This is a genomic window from Streptomyces sp. NPDC051172 (assembly GCF_040682555.1).
GTDB lineage: Bacteria > Actinomycetota > Actinomycetes > Streptomycetales > Streptomycetaceae > Streptomyces.
On the sequence record NZ_JBFBBE010000094.1, the window covers coordinates 17845 to 35053 of the forward strand.

Here is a 17209-nt window from a genome sequence, read left to right on the forward strand (position 1 = left end):
GGTCGATGCCGCCCTACGACCCCTCCGGATCTCCTGTACGACCCCTCGAACGCGCAGGTCGTAGGACCAGGGGCCGAGCCAGGTCCGGCCAAAACTCGGTGGGCGTTGTCAGTGCCGATCCGTAGGCTCACAGACGATGCCCTCGACACGTGCAACCACCAAGGACCCCGGCGAACCCACCGACCGATCGGCCGTACGTACGCTGCTGCGCCTGTGGCCGTACGTACGGCCCGTGCGGGCGCGGCTGTTCACAGCCGCGTTCGTCGCCGTGCTCGCCTCGTGTACGGGCCTCGTGATCCCGCTCGTACTGAAGTGGATGGTGGACGGGCCGGTCGCCGACCGGGACCCGGCGGGCGTGTGGCTCGGGGCGCTGTACCTGCTGCTCCTCGGACTCGGGGAGGCGCTGCTGTTCGGGCTGCGGCGATGGCTGGTGGCGCGGCCGCTCGCCGGCATCGAGGCGGGGATGCGGGCGGATCTGTACCGGCATCTGCAGCGGCTGCCGGTCGCCTTCCACGACCGCTGGGCCTCGGGCCAGTTGCTCTCGCGTGGCACGACGGACCTGATGCTGCTGCGTATGTTCCTCGCCTTTCCAATGACGTTCCTGCTGGTCAACGGGGTGACGATCCTCGTCGGCGTGGTGATCATGCTGCTGCAGGACTGGACGCTGGGGCTGGTGATCCTGGGGCCGGCCGTTCCCGTGATGGTCACCTGCGTGATCTTCGAGAAGCGGTACGCCGATGTGGCGCGGCTCGCGCAGGACCAGGTCGGCGATCTGACGACCGTCGTCGAGGAGAGCGTGCTCGGCATCCGGATCATCAAGGGGTTCGGGCGCCACCGCAGCCAGGCGCGGGCGTTCCGGGAACTGACCCGGACCCTGCGCGGGACGGAGCTGCGCAAGGCGGGGCTGCTCGCCACGATCTGGGGCGTCATCGTGACGCTGCCGGAGGTGGCGATCGGGGCGGCGCTGGTGCTCGGCACCGTGCAGGTGGCTGAGGGGGCGCTGTCCGCGGGGACGTTGGTGGCCTTCCTGTCGACGGCGCTGGCGTTGCGGTGGCCGGTGGACTCGATCGGGTTCCTGCTGGCCATGAGCCAGGAGGCGGCCACGGCGACCGAGCGGTACTTCGAGGTGATGGACGAGGCGCCGGAGGCGGAGCGGGCGGAGGGCGGGGTGCGCGACTCGGTGCGACTGCCCGCGGCTACGCGGGGCTTGCGGTTCCACGACGTACGGTTCCGTTACCCGGACGCCCCCTCCGACTCCCCGCCCGTCCTCGACCGCATCGACCTCCACATCCGCCCCGGTGAGTCCATGGCGCTGGTGGGCGCCACCGGTAGCGGCAAGACGACGCTGACCGCACTCGTGCCCCGCCTCCACGAGGTCACGTCCGGTCGCATCACCCTCGACGGCGAGGACATCACCGCCATGTCCCGCGAGGAACTCCGCACCCTCGTCGCCGTCGCCTTCGAGGAACCCACGCTCTTCTCCGCGAGCGTCGGGGACAACGTGCTGATGGGCGCCCAGGACGGCGCAGGCGACGCCGAGCTGAACCGCGCGCTCGCCGTCGCGCAGGCCGAGTTCGCCCATGCGCTGCCCCAGGGCACGGACACCCAGGTCGGCGAGCAGGGTCTCAGCCTCTCCGGCGGGCAGCGGCAGCGGCTGGCGCTGGCGCGGGCCGTCGTGGGCAGACCCAGGTTCCTCGTCCTGGACGACCCCCTGTCCGCCCTCGACGTGCACACCGAGGCGGCAGTCGAGGCCGCCCTGCGGGACGTCCTCGCGGACACCACGGCGCTCATCGTGGCGCACCGCCCGTCCACGGTCCTGCTCGCCGACCGGGTCGCACTGCTGTCCGGCGGAAGGATCACCGCCGTCGGTACGCATCACGAACTGCTGCGCACGAACGCCGAGTACGCCCATCTGATGTCCGGGACCTCAGAAGCGGAGGACGAGCGATGACGGCCCCCACCACCTCCGTCCCAACGGCGGACGACGAGCCGGACCTCCCCCGCCCCAAGGACGCGGGCGACCCCTTCGACCGGGACGTCCTGCCCACTCCCCCGGGCGCCACCGCCGGCCTGCTGCGCTCCCTGCTCGCCCCCATGAAGGCGCGCGTCGCCGTCACGACGCTCCTGCTGCTGCTCCAGCAGGCGGCGGTGCAGGCGGGCCCGCTGCTGGTGGCGTACGCCATCGACCAGGCCGTGCCGGCGTTCCGGGACCACGACCACGGCCCGCTGATCGCGGTGGCCGCGGCCTATCTCCTGTGCGCGCTGGTCTCCGGCGGGCTGCAGTACGCGTTCGTCATCGCCTCCGCCCGCGTCAACCAGGACGTGCTGCTCGATCTGCGCGGCCGTATCTTCCGGCATGCGCAGGCGCTGAGCATCGACTTCCACGAGCGCTACACCTCGGGCCGGCTGATCTCCCGGTCCACGGCGGACGTGGAGTCGCTGCGGGAGCTGCTCAACGAGGGCCTGCAGGAACTCATCACGGTCATCCTGTCCTTCGTCTACATCTCGGCGATGCTGCTCTGGCTGGACCTGGGGCTGGGCGCCGTCGCGGTGGCGTCCTTCGTGCCGCTGTACCTGCTGGTACGGCTCTACCAGCGGCGCGCGGTACGGGTGTACCGGGTGCGGTCCACCGCCGTCGCGGCCGTGATCGTCAAGTTCGTCGAGACCATGAACGGCATCCGGCCGGTGCGCGCGTTCCGCCGCGAGGCCGCCAACGACGCGGACTTCCTGACCCTGAACCGGCGGCACGAACGAGTCAACGGCGACGCACTGCTGGAGATGGCCCGCTATGTCGTCGGCTCCCGGCTGGTCGCCAACACGGCCGTCGCGGTGATCGTGCTGTGGGGCGCCTACCGGGTGGCGGGCGGCTCGCTGGAACTGGGCGTGCTGGCGGCCGCGGTGCTCTATCTGCGCCGCCTCTACGATCCGATCGACCGCCTCGGCATGTTCCTGAACTCGTACCAGTCGGCGGCGGCCTCCCTGGAGAAGATCGCCGGACTGCTCGCACAGACACCGTCCGTGCCGGAGCCGTCGAATCCCGTGGAACTTCCGGTGCTGGAGAGCGAGCACCCGGGCCGCGAGGTCGTCTTCGACGGCGTCAGCTTCGGCTACCGCACCGGTGGCGAGGTCCTGCCGGTGTTCGATCTGACGATCCCCGCCGGGCAGACGGTCGCGGTCGTCGGCTCCACGGGCGCCGGCAAGTCGACCCTCGCCAAACTGCTGGCCCGCTTCTACGACCCCTCCACGGGCCGGGTCCTGCTGGACGGCGTGGACCTGCGCGACCTCGCCGTGCCCGAGCTGCGGCGCGGGGTGGTGATGGTGACGCAGGAGGCGTTCCTGTTCTCCGGCACGGTCGCCGAGAACATCGCCATCGGCCGCCCGGACGCGACCCGCGAGCAGATCGAGCAGGCCGCGAAGGCGATCGGTGCGCACGAGTTCATCAGCGCCCTGCCCGACGGGTACGACACGGACGTACGGAAGCGGGGCGGCCGTATCTCCGCGGGCCAGCGCCAGCTCGTGGCCTTCGCCCGGGCACTGCTCGCCGACCCGGCCGTGCTGATCCTCGACGAGGCGACCAGCTCGCTCGACATCCCCGGCGAACGGGCGGTGCAGCGGGCGATGCTGACGGTCCTGCGCGGTCGTACGGCCGTGGTCATCGCGCACCGGCTGTCGACCGTCGAGATCGCGGACCGGGTCCTGGTCATGGAACACGGGAAGATCGTGGAGGACGGCGGCCCGGCGGAACTCATCGCAGGCACGGGGCGGTTCGCGGACCTGCACCGGGCGTGGCGGGACAGTCTGGCGTAGGGATCGGAAGGGATCGGGGGAGCATGATCGACGCGTACGAGGATCCGGGCGAGCCCGATCGCCGCGGGGGCGCCCGCTATCTGCTGTGGCTGGTGCGCTGCCAGCCCGGCCGGTCGCTCGCCGGGGCGGTGCTGGGCAGCGTGTGGATGGTGCTGCTGGCCGCGACGCCGTATCTCCTCTCCCGGGCGATCGACGACGGGCTGGAGCCCGGTGACTATCCGGCGCTGGCGGGCTGGGCTGCGGCGCTCTTCGCGGTCGGGGCGTTCAACGCCTGGCTGAGCATCATGCGGCACCGGACGATGACACGGGTGCGGATGGACGCGAACTTCCGCACGGTCAAGGTGATCGTCGGCCAGGCGGTCCGGCTGGGCGCCGCGCTGCCGCGGCAGGTGGGGGCCGGGGAGGTCGTCACCATCGGGGTCGGCGACGTACAGACGATCAGCCAGTCGCTGACGGTGGTCGGCCCCGGGGTGGGGGCGGTGGTCGCCTACCTGGTGGTCGCGGCCGTTCTCCTCTCGGTCTCGCCGTTGATCGCCGCAGTCGTACTCCTCGGCATCCCCCTGATCGTCGTCCTCGTCGGACCGCTGCTGACCCGTCTGCAAGGTGCGGAGACCGAGTACCGCAACCGGCAGGGGGTCCTCACGGCCCGGATCGCCGACCTCGCGGGCGGCCTGCGCGTCCTCAACGGCCTCGGCGGCAAGGGCCTGTTCGCGGACGCCTTCCACCACGACTCCCAACGACTGCGCCGCCAGGGCTACCGGGTCGGTGCGGTCACCAGCTGGGTCCAGGCGCTGGGCATCGGACTGCCGACCCTGTTCCTCGCGGTGGTCACCTGGCTGGCGGCCCGCCTGGCCGCCCAAGGTTCCATCACCATCGGCGAACTGGTATCGGTGTACGGCTACGTGGCCGTCCTGGTCGGCCCGGTGGCGTTCTGGGTGGAATGCGGCTACCAGATCAGCCGCGGCCTGGTCTCGGCCCGCCGGGTCGTACGCTTCCTGCAACTGGAGCCACTGGCCGACACCGGCACCCGCAACGCGCCTGCGGAGCCGGCGGTACTGCACGATCCGGAGTCGGGGGTACGGATCCGGCCGGGCCACCTGACGGCACTGGCCGCCGCCCGCCCGGCGGACGCGGCAACGGTCGTGGACCGCCTGGGCCGGTACACCCCGTCGAGGGCCACCTGGGGCGACGTACCACTGGACGAGATCGAGCTCAAGCAGATCAGGCAGCACATCCTGGTGGCCGACCACGAGGCGGACCTCTTCGCAGGTTCGCTGCGCGATGTACTGGGCGGCGCGTCTTTCAGGGGCGCGGGGCTGCATCGATATGCGGCTCCGCCGCGGGGCGCGACAAGCCACAACGAACCCGCAGACGCCACGCGACAAACCGAGGCACCCTCGGAGGCGCACCTGGCCAAAGCCATCCACACAGCCGTCGCAGACGACATAGTCCAGGGCCTGCCCGACAACCTCGCCTCAGCAATAGACCCCCAGGCCCGCAACCTCTCCGGCGGCCAAAGACAACGCATCCGCCTCGCAAGGGCACTGGCGGCCGACCCGGAGGTACTGCTCGCCGTCGAGCCGACCTCCGCCCTCGACGCCCACACGGAGGCCCGGGTGGCCCAGCGGCTGCAGGCAGCCCGCAAGGGCCGTACAACGGTCGTCACGACCACCTCCCCCCTCGTACTGGACCGCGCAGACACCGTGCACTACCTCGTCGACGGCAAAGTGGCGGCCACCGGAGCCCATCGCGAACTACTGGACACCGAGCCCGGTTACCGCGCCCTGGTCGCCCGGGACGCCGAGGAGCCGGTCCGATGACCGCGGCTTCAGGCCATCTCCCGGTGGCCGAACGGCAGGACGTACGCCGGGCCGTGGTGCGCCTCGTACGGGCCGACGCCCGTGCCTTCACCACCGTGCTCGCGCTCAACGCACTGGCGGCCGGCGCCGGACTCGCCGGCCCTTGGCTGGTCGGCCGGATCATCGACGAGGTGCGGGCCGGCCACGGCGTGGGCGCCGTCGACCGGCTGGCGCTGTGGATCCTGCTCTGCTCACTGGCGCAGCTGGTACTCGCCCGCTGGGCCCGCTATGTGGGACACCGCTTCGGGGAGCGGACGCTGGCCCGCGTGCGCGAGGAGTTCGTCGACCGGGCGCTCGCGCTGCCCGCGGCGGTCGTGGAGCGGGCCGGCACCGGCGATCTGACGGCGCGCGGGACAGCCGACGTTGCCACGGTCGGCACGACGCTGCGTGACGTCGGACCCGAACTGCTCATCAACGGCGTGCAGGCGCTGTTCCTGCTCGGCGCGGTGTTCTGGCTGAACCCGCTGCTCGGCGGGTGCGGCCTGCTCGGTCTGGTCGGCATCTGGTGCGCGCTGCGCTGGTATCTGCGCCGGGCCCGCGACGGCTACCTCGCTGAGGGGGCCGCCACCTCCGAGGTCGCCGAGATCCTCGCGGCGACCGCGTCCGGCGCCCGCACGGTCGAGGCGCTGCGACTGGAGCAGCGGCGGATCGCGGCGAGCCGGGACGCGCTGGAGACGTCCCGGCGCACCCGGCTGTACACGCTGTTCCTGCGCACCGTGTTCTTCCCGGCGGTGGAGGTCTCCTACCTGGTTCCGGTGTCCGCGGTCCTGCTGGTCGGCGGGGTGCTGCACGGGCGCGGCACGCTGAGTCTCGGCGCGGTCGTGACGGCGGCCCTGTATCTGCAGCGGCTGAGCGGGCCCCTCGACGAGATCCTGATGCGGGTCGAACAACTGCAGAACAGCAGCGCCTCCTTCGCCCGTGTGGAGGGCCTGGCCCGGGCGCCCCGCGCACAGCAGGCCGATGCGCCCGTTCCGGCGGACGACCGCTTCGACGTGGCCGGGGTGCGGTACGCCTACGAGCGCGGCGGCGAGGTGCTGCACGGCGTCGACCTGACCGTACGGCCCGGCGAGCGGCTGGCGGTGGTGGGTCCCTCGGGCGCCGGAAAGACCACGCTGAGCAGACTGCTGGCAGGCGTCGACGCGCCCACCGAGGGCACCGTGACCGTCGGCGGGGTGCCCGTCGTCGACCTCGGCCCCGAGCAGCTGCGCCGCCAGGTCGTCCTGGTCACTCAGGAGCACCATGTGTTCCTCGGGTCCGTCCGCGACAACCTACTGATCGCCGAACCGGCGGCCACGGACGAGGAGTTGTGGGCGGCGCTGACGGCGGTGGGAGCCGACGACTGGGTGCGCGAACTGCCGGACGGCCTGGACACCCCGCTCGGTGACGGCGGCACCCGCACCGACGGCTCCCAGGCCCAGCAGCTCGCCCTCGCCCGTGTGGTCCTGGCCGACCCGCACACCCTGATCCTCGACGAGGCCACCGCGCTCCTCGATCCGACCACCGCCCGCCACACCGAGCGCGCCCTGGCAGCCGTCCTCGAGGGCCGCACGGTCATCGCCATCGCCCACCGTCTGCACACCGCCCACGACGCGGACCGGGTGGCCGTGATGGAGGACGGCCGGCTCACCGAACTCGGCACGCACGAAGAGCTCGTGGCGGCTCAGGGGGCGTACGCGGCGCTCTGGCACACCTGGCACGGCGAGCCGTCGTAGACGCTCCTTCTCCTCACGATCAAACATCCGGTCCGGATACCGAACATGAACAACCGGTCAACGAACCATTTCCGGCCAACTTTGTGACGCGCTCCTGACAAGGCGCAAATCTCCTGCCACCCTTCCCACAGCTTCAACACAGCAACCCCACAAGCTCCACCCCAGTTCTGCCCGGACGGTCGACCCACCGTCCGGATCTCCCTGGCCGCGCAACCCGCGGCCACGCAGAAGGAGTCAGTGTTGAGAAGCAGTTCCTCTCGCAGACGCACCTCCCACATCGTCGCCGTCGCCGGCGTCACCGCGCTGCTCGCCGCGGCCGTCCAGTCGGGCGCCGCGTCCGCCGCCCCGGCCCACGCCTCGTCCCTGAACAAGGCGCACGCGGCCGTCAAACTCTCCCCCTCCCAGCGCGCCGAGCTGATACGCGACGCCGACAGCGCCCGTGCGCAGACCGCCAAGGACATCGGCCTCGGCGCGAAGGAGAAGCTCGTCGTCCGTGACGTCGTCAAGGACGCCGACGGCACCCTGCACACCCGCTACGAGCGCACCTACGACGGCCTGCCGGTCCTCGGCGGCGACCTGGTCGTCGACACCGCCAAGTCGGGCGCCACCAAGGACGTCATCAAGGCGACGAACGCCGCCGTCAAGGTCGCCGATGTCACCCCGGGCATCACCAAGGCCGTTGCCGAGCAGCAGGCCGTGAAGCGCGCGAAGGCCCTCGGCGGGACCAAGTCGGCCGCCGACAGCGCCCGCAAGGTGATCTGGGCGGCGAGCGGCAAGCCGGTCCTCGCCTACGAGACGGTCATCGGCGGCTTCCAGGACGACGGCACGCCGAACCAGCTGCACGTCATCACGGACGCGACCACCGGCAAGAAGCTCTTCGAGTACCAGGGCATCGAGAACGCGACCGGCACCGGCAACACGCAGTACAGCGGCACGGTCTCGCTGACGACGACCCAGTCGGGCTCGAACTACAACCTGACCGACGGCGACCGCGGCGGCCACAAGACGTACAACCTGAACCACGGCACCTCGGGCACCGGCACGCTGTTCTCGCAGAGCAGCAACACGTGGGGCAACGGCACCACGTCGAACGCCGGGACCGCGGGCGCGGACGCGCACTACGGCGCCGCGGAGACCTGGGACTACTACAAGAACACCTTCGGCCGCAGCGGCATCAAGAACAACGGCGTCGGCGCCTACTCGCGCGTCCACTACGGCAACTCGTACGTGAACGCGTTCTGGGACGACAGCTGCTTCTGCATGACGTACGGCGACGGCTCCGGCAACGCGGACCCGCTGACCTCGCTGGACGTGGCGGGCCACGAGATGACCCACGGCGTCACCGCCAACACCGCGGGCCTCAACTACAGCGACGAGTCCGGCGGCCTCAACGAGGCGACCTCCGACATCCTCGGCGGCGTCGGCGTGGAGTTCTACGCCAACAACTCGTCCGACCCGGGTGACTACCTCATCGGCGAGAAGATCAACATCAACGGCGACGGCACCCCGCTGCGCTACATGGACAAGCCCAGCAAGGACGGCGGCTCCGCCGACTCCTGGTACTCGGGCGTCGGCAACCTCGACGTGCACTACTCCTCGGGTGTCGCCAACCACTTCTTCTACCTGCTGAGCGAGGGCAGCGGCGCCAAGGTCATCAACGGCGTCAGCTACGACTCGCCGACCTCGGACGGCCTTCCGGTCACCGGCATCGGCCGGGACAAGGCGCTGCAGATCTGGTACCGGGCACTGACCACCAAGTGGACGTCCACCACCAACTACGCGGGCGCACGCACCGGTACGCTGGCGGCCGCCGGTGAGCTGTTCGGGACCACGTCCACCGAGTACAAGGCCGTGCAGGACGCGTGGGCGGCCGTCGCGGTCGGCTCGCGCTCCGGCGGGGGCGGCGGGACCGGAACGTCGTACGAGAACACGACCCCGCTGTCGATCCCGGACAACGGGCCGGCCGTGACCTCGTCGATCACCGTCTCCGGCAGGAGCGGAAACGCGCCAAGCAACCTCCAGGTGAGCGTCGACATCACCCACACCTGGCGGGGTGACCTGGTGATCGATCTGCTCGGCCCGTCGGGCACCGCGTACCGCCTGAAGAACTTCAGTTCCTCGGACTCGGCGGACGACGTCAAGGCGACCTACACGGTCAACGCGTCGAGCGAAACCGCTAATGGGACCTGGAAGTTGCGGGTCCAGGACCAGGCCGCGCAGGACGTCGGCACGCTCAACAGCTGGAAGGTGACATTCCCGTAGACCGCGCGCAGCGGCATCGGAAACAAGGCGCCGTCCCGGGGTGCGAGCCCCGGGGCGGCGCCCGTTTACATTCCTGAAACGTTAACCAGACAGTCGGTTTCAAGCCAACATCACTTCGGGCCGCTGACATGTACGCGTCTTGATGTCACTCTTCTCCACAACCGCCGCACAACTTCACTGCAACTCCGGCCGGGCGCCCCACGCCGTGTCGGACTCCCCCACCACAAGGAGCTTGTGTGACCCCCCTCTACGCGCGTCACAAGCGCTCTACTCTGGCCATCGCAACCGCAGTTGCCGCCGGAGCCCTGCTCACCACCGGTCTGACCACCGGTTCGGCCGCCGCCCAGACCAAGGCGGACTCCACGGCCACGGCCCGCACGGCCGGCTCCCCCGCCGCGCTCTCGGCCGCGTCCCGCGTCTCCCTCATCCAGCAGGCCCAGGCCGACGTCGCCGCCACGGCGCAGAAGATAGGCCTCGGCACCAAGGAGAAGCTGGTCGTCAAGGACGTCGTCAAGGACGCCGACGGCACGGTCCACACCCGCTACGAGCGCACCTACGCGGGCCTGCCCGTCCTCGGCGGCGACCTGGTCGTCGCGACGAAGTCCGGCAAGACCGAGGGCGTCGTCAAGGCGACGAAGGCGGCCATCAAGGTGGCCTCGCTCAAGCCGCAGATCACCGCCGCCAAGGCCGAGAAGCAGGCGCTGACCGCCGCCCAGGCCGCGGGCTCCGCCAAGACCTCGGCGGACAAGGCCCGCAAGGTCATCTGGGCCGGCTCCGGCAAGCCCGTCCTCGCCATCGAGACCGTCGTCGGCGGCCTCCAGGACGACGGCACCCCGAACGCGCTGCACGTCATCACCGACGCGTCCACGGGCAAGAAGCTCTTCCAGTACCAGGCCGTCGAGAACGCGACCGGCACCGGCAAGACGCTGTACTCGGGCACCGTCAGCCTGACCACCAACCTGTCGGGCTCGACGTACCAGCTGTACGACACCACGCGCGGCGGTCACAAGACGTACAACCTGAAGCACACCACGAGCTCGGGCACCGGCACCCTGTTCACCAGCTCGACCAACACCTGGGGCACCGGCGCCGCCTCCAGCTCCACCACCGACCAGACCGCGGCCGCCGACGCCGCCTATGGCGCGCAGGAGACCTGGGACTACTACAAGAACACCTTCGGCCGCAGCGGGATCAAGGACGACGGTGTCGGCGCCTACTCGCGCGTCCACTACGGCAGCTCGTACGTCAACGCCTTCTGGGACGACAGCTGCTTCTGCATGACGTACGGCGACGGCGACAGCAACACGCACCCGCTGACCTCGCTGGACGTGGCGGGCCACGAGATGACCCACGGCGTCACCGCCAACACCGCCGGCCTGGACTACAGCGGTGAGTCCGGCGGCCTCAACGAGGCGACCTCCGACATCCTCGGCGGCGTCGGCGTGGAGTTCTACGCCAACAACTCGTCCGACCCGGGTGACTACCTCATCGGCGAGAAGATCAACATCAACGGCGACGGCACCCCGCTGCGCTACTTCGACAAGCCCAGCAAGGACGGCGGCTCCGCCGACTCCTGGTCCTCCTCCGTCGGCAACCTCGACGTCCACTACTCGTCCGGTGTCGCCAACCACTTCTTCTACCTGCTGGCCGAGGGCAGCGGCGCGAAGACGATCAACGGCGTCAGCTACAACTCGCCGACGTCCAACGGCTCCACGGTCACCGGCATCGGCCGGGCCAAGGCGCTGCAGATCTGGTACAAGGCGCTGACCGAGCAGTTCACCTCGACCACCGACTACGCGGGGGCCCGCGCGGGCACGCTGGCGGCGGCGGCGAGCCTGTACGGATCCAGCAGTACCGAGTACAAGACGGTCGCCGCGGCCTGGTCCGCGGTCAACGTGAGCTGACCCGAGGGGGGTTGGCGGGCGGCACCCGGGAGGAAGGCATTCCCGGGTGCCGCCCTACTCTTGTGTCCCATGCGCCTGGAGGACTTCACCTACGACGACGTCGGCGGCACCGGCCGCGTCGGATTCTGCCCGCCGGGCTTCCGCCCGATGCATGTGCGCACGCGCATCGGCGAGGGCGAACCCTGCTTCCGCAGAGCGGTCGAGGCGGTCCTCACCTGGGAGATGCACCGGGAACTGGGCGTGGGCATCGACGCGAGCGCGGAGCGCGCCGCACCGGACGTCGACGTCACCGTCACCCTCGCCGGAGTGATCAAGGCCCCGTGCCGCATCGTCTACACCGTCGAGGAACCCCGACGCGCGGGCTGGGCGTACGGCACGCTGACCGGCCACCCGGAGTGCGGCGAGGAACTCTTCCTCGTGGAGCGCACGGGTGACGGCACGGTGTGGCTGACGGTGTCCGCGTTCAGCAGGCCCGCGAAGTGGTTCGCCCGGGCGGGCGGGCCAGCCACGCGGGGCCTGCAGAACGCTTATGCGCGGCGGTGCGGGAAGGTTTTGCGGGGGTTGTGCGCAGCGCTCTCCGAGGGGTGAGCGGAGGGTGTCGGCGCCGGTGACTGGGGGCTGCCGCCCCCAGACCCCCGCTTTCGGCCTGAACGGCCTCGTCCTCAAACGCCGGACGGGCTGAAATACCTGACCGTCACCTCATCAGTACCCCTGCGCCCTCGCCCGTTTCCTCCGAAGGCACCGCCACCAGGCCCAGTTCCACCCCGGACGCCAGCAGTCGATGTGCCGGCAGGATACGGACCGTGTAGCCGTAGGGGCCGGTGCGGTCGAGGGAGAGGGGGCCCTCGTAGCACCACCTGCCTTCGGGGTCGGGGCCGCCCGCCGGTTTCAGGGGGACCGTCGTCGCGTCCGCGATCCGGTCCTCGGGGTCCACGCGGCCCGAGACGACCTGGACCTCCACGTCTTCGGGGCCGAGCTCGCCGAGGCCCACCCGCACCCGTAGTGCGAGCGTGCTGCCGAGTTCCGCGGTGGCCGTGGCGGCGGACGTCTCCACGTGGTCGACGGTGACGCCGTGCCAGGAGGCCCGCACCTTTGCCTTCCAGGCGGCGAGTTCGCGGGCGGAGCCGGGGTCCATGGCACGGTGTGCGTGGGCGGCCGGGGCGTAGAGGCGCTCGACGTACTCGCGGACCATGCGGCCGGCCAGCACCTTCGGGCCGAGCAGGGTCAGGGTCTGGCGGACCATCTCGATCCACCGGTCGGGCAGGCCGTGCTGCCCCCGCTCGTAGAAACGCGGGGCGACTCGCTGTTCGAGCAGGTCGTAGAGCGCGTCGGCCTCTATGGCGTCGCGGTGGTCGGGATCGGTGCCCGCGCCGTCGGCGGTGGGGATCGCCCAGCCGAAGTCGGGCTGGAACCACTCGTCCCACCAGCCGTCCAGGACGGAGAGGTTGAGGCAGCCGTTCAGGGCCGCCTTCATGCCGGAGGTGCCGCAGGCCTCCAGGGGGCGCAGCGGGTTGTTGAGCCAGATGTCGCAGCCCGGGTAGAGCTTCTGCGCCATCGCCATGCCGTAGTCGGGGAGGAAGACGATGCGGTGGCGGACCCGTGGGTCGTCGGCGAACCGGACCAGCTCCTGGACCAGGCGCTTTCCGCCGTCGTCCGCCGGGTGGGCCTTGCCCGCGACCACGATCTGGATCGGGCGCTCCGGGTGCAGGAGCAGGTCCATGAGGCGGTCGCGGTCGCGCAGCATCAGGGTCAGGCGTTTGTACGAGGGGACGCGGCGCGCGAAGCCGATGGTGAGGACGTCCGGGTCGAGGACCCCGTCGATCCACCCCAGCTCCGCTGTTCCTGCGCCGCGTTGCCGCCAGGAGGCGCGCAGCCGCACCCGTACCTCGTCCACCAGTTGCTCGCGCAGGTTGCGCCTGAGCTCCCAGATGTCCTGGTCGGGGATGTCCCCCACCGCGTCCCAGCGGTCCGAGCCGCCGACGGTCAGCGCGTCCTCGGTGCGCTGCGCGCCGATCTGCCGGGCGCCGAGCCGGAACACCTCGGGGGCCACCCAGGTGGGCGCGTGCACCCCGTTGGTCACGGAGGTGATCGGCACCTCGTCGGGGTCGAATCCCGGCCACAGTCCGGAGAACATCTCGCGGCTGACGTGACCGTGCAGCAGGGAGACGCCGTTGGCGCGCTGGCCCAGGCGCAGGCCCATCACGGCCATGTTGAAGAGGTTGGGTTCGCCGCCGGGATAGGTCTCCATGCCCAGGCGCAGGATGCGTTCGACGTCGATGCCCGGGAGTTCGGCTTCGGGGCCGAAGTGGTGGGCGACCAGCTCCCGGTCGAACCGGTCGATGCCGGCCGGGACCGGGGTGTGGGTGGTGAAGACGGTCCCGGCGCGGACCGCTTCCAGCGCGGAATCGAAGTCCAGCCCGCCTTCGCAGAGTTCCGCGATCCGCTCCAGGCCCAGGAAGCCGGCATGGCCCTCGTTGGTGTGGAAGACCTCGGGTTCGGGGTGGCCGGTCAGCCGGCAGTAGGTCCGTACGGCCCGCACTCCCCCTATGCCGAGCAGCATCTCCTGCAGCAGCCGGTGCTCGCTGCCGCCGCCGTAGAGCCGGTCGGTCACCCCGCGCTCGCCGAAGTTGTTGTCCTCGACGTCCGAGTCGAGCATCAGCAGGGGGACGCGGCCGACCTGGGCGAGCCAGATACGGGCGTGCAGCTGCCGGCCGCCGGGCAGGGCGAGGGAGACCTGGGCGGGGGTGCCGTCGGGTTCCTCCAGGAGGGCCACGGGCAGCTCGTTGGGGTCCAGGACCGGGTAGTGCTCCTGCTGCCAGCCGTCCCGGGACAGCGACTGGCGGAAGTAGCCGTGCCGGTAGAGCAGACCCACACCGACCAGGGGCACGCCGAGGTCGCTGGCCGCCTTCAGATGGTCGCCCGCCAGGATGCCGAGGCCCCCGGAGTACTGGGGCAGGGCGGCCGTGATGCCGAATTCCGGCGAGAAGTAGGCGATGGCGGCGGGCAGTTCACCCGGGTGGGTCTGGTACCAGCGGTCGCCGGTCATGTAGTCGTCCAGGTCGCCCGAGACCTCGGCCAGCCGGCGCAGGAAGCGGTGGTCCCCCGCCAGCTCCGCGAGCCGCGCCGGCGACACGCTGCCCAGGAGCCGTACGGGATCGCCGTCCGAGGCGGCCCAGCGCTCGGGGTCGACGGACTGGAACAGGTCGCGGGTCTCCGCATGCCAGGACCAGCGCAGATTGCGGGCCAGGTCGCTGAGCGGCCGCAGGGGTTCGGGGAGAACGGGTCGGACGGTGAATCGACGGATCGCCTTCACTTTCCACCTCGACGCGTGTCGCTGTGCGGACGCACAACGCTGTGCGCCTCGTCGTCAACCTCGACGGTATCCGTGCGGAGGGCTCCGCAACCACGCCACGTCCAAGAGCACGCCACACTCCTACGCCGTCCGGAAAACGCCGCAACCTTCACGCGTCGGCCATGGCGGACATGGCCGATTCCGCCCCGTAGGCCCTCTTGTGGGCCTTCTACACCGCACGAGAGGCTGCCGAGTGGAGTCAATGGAGGGGAACTCGGACCATGGCACGGACGCGAACACGGCGTCTGCGCTGGACAGGGGCTCTGACCGCGGTGGCCTGTGCCGCCGCGCTCTCGGCCGTCACCCTGCCCGCGCACGCCGCACCGGAGGGTCAGATACTCGGCGCCGGTGAGCCCGGCTCCGTCAGCGGAAGTTATCTGGTGACACTCAAGGGGGGAACGAAGGCTCCGTCGGCGACCGGAAAGGGCATCGCCGAGAAGTACGGGGCAAAAATAAGCCACACCTACGACTCGGTCCTCAACGGCTACGCCATCAAGGCCGACGAGAGACAGGCCAAGCTGCTCGCGGCCGATGCCCAGGTCGCCTCGGTCGTCCAGGACACGCGTGTGTCCCTCGACCACACGCAGAAGAACCCGCCGTCCTGGGGCCTGGACCGGATCGACCAGCCGAGCCTGCCGCTGGACAAGAGCTACGTCTGGCCCGACTCCGCGGGCGCCGGTGTCACCGCATATGTGATCGACACCGGTATCCGCATCACGCACAAGGACTTCGGCGGCCGGGCGAGCTACGGCTGGGACTTCGTCGGAAACGACAAGACCGCGTCCGACGGCAACGGACACGGCACCCATGTCGCCGGCACCATCGCCGGCACCAAGTACGGCGTCGCCAAGCAGGCCAAGGTGGTCGCCGTCCGCGTCCTCGACAACGCCGGCTCCGGTACGACCTCGCAGGTCATCGCGGGCATCGACTGGGTGACCAAGCACGCGAGGAAACCGGCGGTCGCCAACCTCAGCCTGGGTGGCTCCTACAACGCCCAGCTGGACGCCGCCGTGCGCAGCTCCATCGCGTCGGGCGTCACGTACGCGGTTGCCGCCGGGAACGACGGCCTGCCGGCCGCCCTCTACTCCCCGGCGGACGTGCAGGAGGCCCTCACGGTCGGCGCGACCGACAGAACGGACGCGCGGGCGAGCTTCTCCAACTTCGGCTCGGCCGTCGACCTGTTCGCGCCCGGAGTGTCGATCACCTCGGACTCCTGTGCGAGCGACACCGGGAAGGCGACCTTCTCCGGTACGTCGATGGCGACGCCGCACGTCACGGGCACGGCCGCGCTGTATCTGGCCGATCATCCGAAGGCCACGCCGGACCAGGTCGCCAGGGCACTCGTGAAACTGGCGGTGTCCGGGAAGGTCTCCGGCCGGGGCCTCGGCTCACCGGACGAACTTCTGCAGGTGCCGGCTTCTTAGTGGCACAGTCCCCGGACCGGTCCCGTTCGTTCATGAACGGGACCGGTCTTGTGTGTAGACATACGCGTGAGTAGTTAACAACGTGCCGGATTGCGTACCCGAATAGGGTGGGAAGGCTCCTCCGGTACACCACACAGGCAGTTCACGGGTACCACCCGCAGGACCACCTCCCCACAGTCATCCGCCCACCCACGTTGACGCGGACAGGAGCGGTCATGCCCGCCACGCACCACTCGTCAGCACCCCCGACGACCAGCAACGAAGCACGCCCCGTGCGCCCCGCCGACGCCGGACCACCGGCCCCGCAGCCACCCCCCGCGGGCGCCACCGCGGTCATCGGGCGCATACCTGTCCTCGACGTCCGCCCGGTGGTCCAGCACGGGCGAAGGCCGGCCAAGGCCGTGATCGGCGAGTCGTTCGAGATCTCGGCCACCGTTTTCCGGGAGGGCCATGACGCGGTCGCCGCAAACGTCGTCCTGACGGATCCGGAAGGCCGTCCCGGCCCCTGGACGCCGATGCGGGAACTGGCCCCGGGCACCGACCGCTGGGGCGCCACGGTCACCGTCGGCGAACCCGGCCACTGGACCTACACCGTGGAGGCCTGGGGCGACCCGATCAGCACCTGGCGCCACCACGCCCAGATCAAGATCCCGGCGGGCATGGACACGGACCTGGTCCTGGAGGAGGGCGCGCGACTGTACGAGCGCGCCGCCGACGGCGCCCCCGACGGCCGACGTGACGTGCTGCGCGCCGCCGTCGCCGCCCTGCGGGACGAGACCCGCCCGGCCGCCTCACGCCTGGCGGCGGCGTTGACGCCGGAGGTGGACGCGGTGCTGGCCCGGCATCCGCTGCGGGAGTTCGTCACCGCCTCGCAGACCCTGCCGCTGCT

The 17209-nt window shown here is 70.7% G+C and carries 10 protein-coding genes; 9 read left to right on the forward strand and 1 reads right to left on the reverse strand.

The genetic code is table 11. The features are described 5' to 3' along the window. Positions 1 to 136: 136 nt before the first annotated feature. From AB0N07_RS37765 to AB0N07_RS37795, 7 genes are all read left to right on the forward strand, one after another. Positions 137 to 1951, forward strand: coding sequence for an ABC transporter ATP-binding protein (locus AB0N07_RS37765; protein WP_365843145.1), 1815 nt, complete (start codon positions 137 to 139; stop codon positions 1949 to 1951). Continuing rightward, on the forward strand, positions 1948 to 3807 hold the full coding sequence (locus AB0N07_RS37770) for an ABC transporter ATP-binding protein (RefSeq protein ID WP_365843147.1): 1860 nt from the start codon (positions 1948 to 1950) through the stop codon (positions 3805 to 3807). Before AB0N07_RS37765 ends, AB0N07_RS37770 begins: the two co-directional genes overlap by 4 nt. Positions 3808 to 3830: 23 nt before the next feature. Then, complete coding sequence (locus AB0N07_RS37775; protein ID WP_365843149.1) at positions 3831 to 5627, forward strand: ABC transporter ATP-binding protein; 1797 nt, start codon at positions 3831 to 3833, stop codon at positions 5625 to 5627. After that, positions 5624 to 7378, forward strand: coding sequence for an ABC transporter ATP-binding protein (locus tag AB0N07_RS37780; protein WP_365843151.1), 1755 nt, complete (start codon positions 5624 to 5626; stop codon positions 7376 to 7378). Before AB0N07_RS37775 ends, AB0N07_RS37780 begins: the two co-directional genes overlap by 4 nt. A 240-nt stretch (positions 7379 to 7618) precedes the next feature. Then, positions 7619 to 9640: a M4 family metallopeptidase gene (locus AB0N07_RS37785; protein WP_365843153.1), complete on the forward strand. Its 2022-nt coding sequence runs from the start codon at positions 7619 to 7621 to the stop codon at positions 9638 to 9640. A gap of 236 nt (positions 9641 to 9876) precedes the next feature. Next, positions 9877 to 11544: a M4 family metallopeptidase gene (locus AB0N07_RS37790; RefSeq protein WP_365843155.1), complete on the forward strand. Its 1668-nt coding sequence runs from the start codon at positions 9877 to 9879 to the stop codon at positions 11542 to 11544. A gap of 69 nt (positions 11545 to 11613) precedes the next feature. Continuing rightward, positions 11614 to 12132, forward strand: coding sequence for a DUF1990 domain-containing protein (locus AB0N07_RS37795; protein ID WP_365843157.1), 519 nt, complete (start codon positions 11614 to 11616; stop codon positions 12130 to 12132). A 106-nt stretch (positions 12133 to 12238) separates the two neighbouring features. Here AB0N07_RS37795 and AB0N07_RS37800 read toward each other — a convergent pair whose 3' ends face one another. After that, positions 12239 to 14857 (reverse strand): glycosyltransferase family 1 protein, encoded by a 2619-nt coding sequence (locus AB0N07_RS37800; protein WP_365843159.1) that lies wholly within the window; start codon positions 14855 to 14857, stop codon positions 12239 to 12241. Between the two features lie 260 nt (positions 14858 to 15117). Between AB0N07_RS37800 and AB0N07_RS37805 the strand changes: the two genes are divergently transcribed. Both AB0N07_RS37805 and AB0N07_RS37810 read left to right on the forward strand, forming a co-directional pair. Then, complete coding sequence (locus tag AB0N07_RS37805; protein ID WP_365843161.1) at positions 15118 to 16320, forward strand: S8 family peptidase; 1203 nt, start codon at positions 15118 to 15120, stop codon at positions 16318 to 16320. 215 nt (positions 16321 to 16535) lie between these two features. After that, the coding region (locus AB0N07_RS37810; protein WP_365843163.1) for a maltotransferase domain-containing protein at positions 16536 to 17209 on the forward strand (674 nt) is incomplete at its 3' end.

What these genes read in the sequence shown, in the direction of transcription:
- AB0N07_RS37770 (WP_365843147.1), top strand. Translation starts at nt 1,948, where the DNA reads ATGACGGCCCCCACCACCTCCGTCCCAACGGCGGACGACGAGCCGGAC.
- AB0N07_RS37805 (WP_365843161.1), top strand. Translation starts at nt 15,118, where the DNA reads ATGGCACGGACGCGAACACGGCGTCTGCGCTGGACAGGGGCTCTGACC.
- AB0N07_RS37765 (WP_365843145.1), top strand. Translation starts at nt 137, where the DNA reads ATGCCCTCGACACGTGCAACCACCAAGGACCCCGGCGAACCCACCGAC.
- AB0N07_RS37795 (WP_365843157.1), top strand. Translation starts at nt 11,614, where the DNA reads ATGCGCCTGGAGGACTTCACCTACGACGACGTCGGCGGCACCGGCCGC.
- AB0N07_RS37775 (WP_365843149.1), top strand. Translation starts at nt 3,831, where the DNA reads ATGATCGACGCGTACGAGGATCCGGGCGAGCCCGATCGCCGCGGGGGC.
- AB0N07_RS37780 (WP_365843151.1), top strand. Translation starts at nt 5,624, where the DNA reads ATGACCGCGGCTTCAGGCCATCTCCCGGTGGCCGAACGGCAGGACGTA.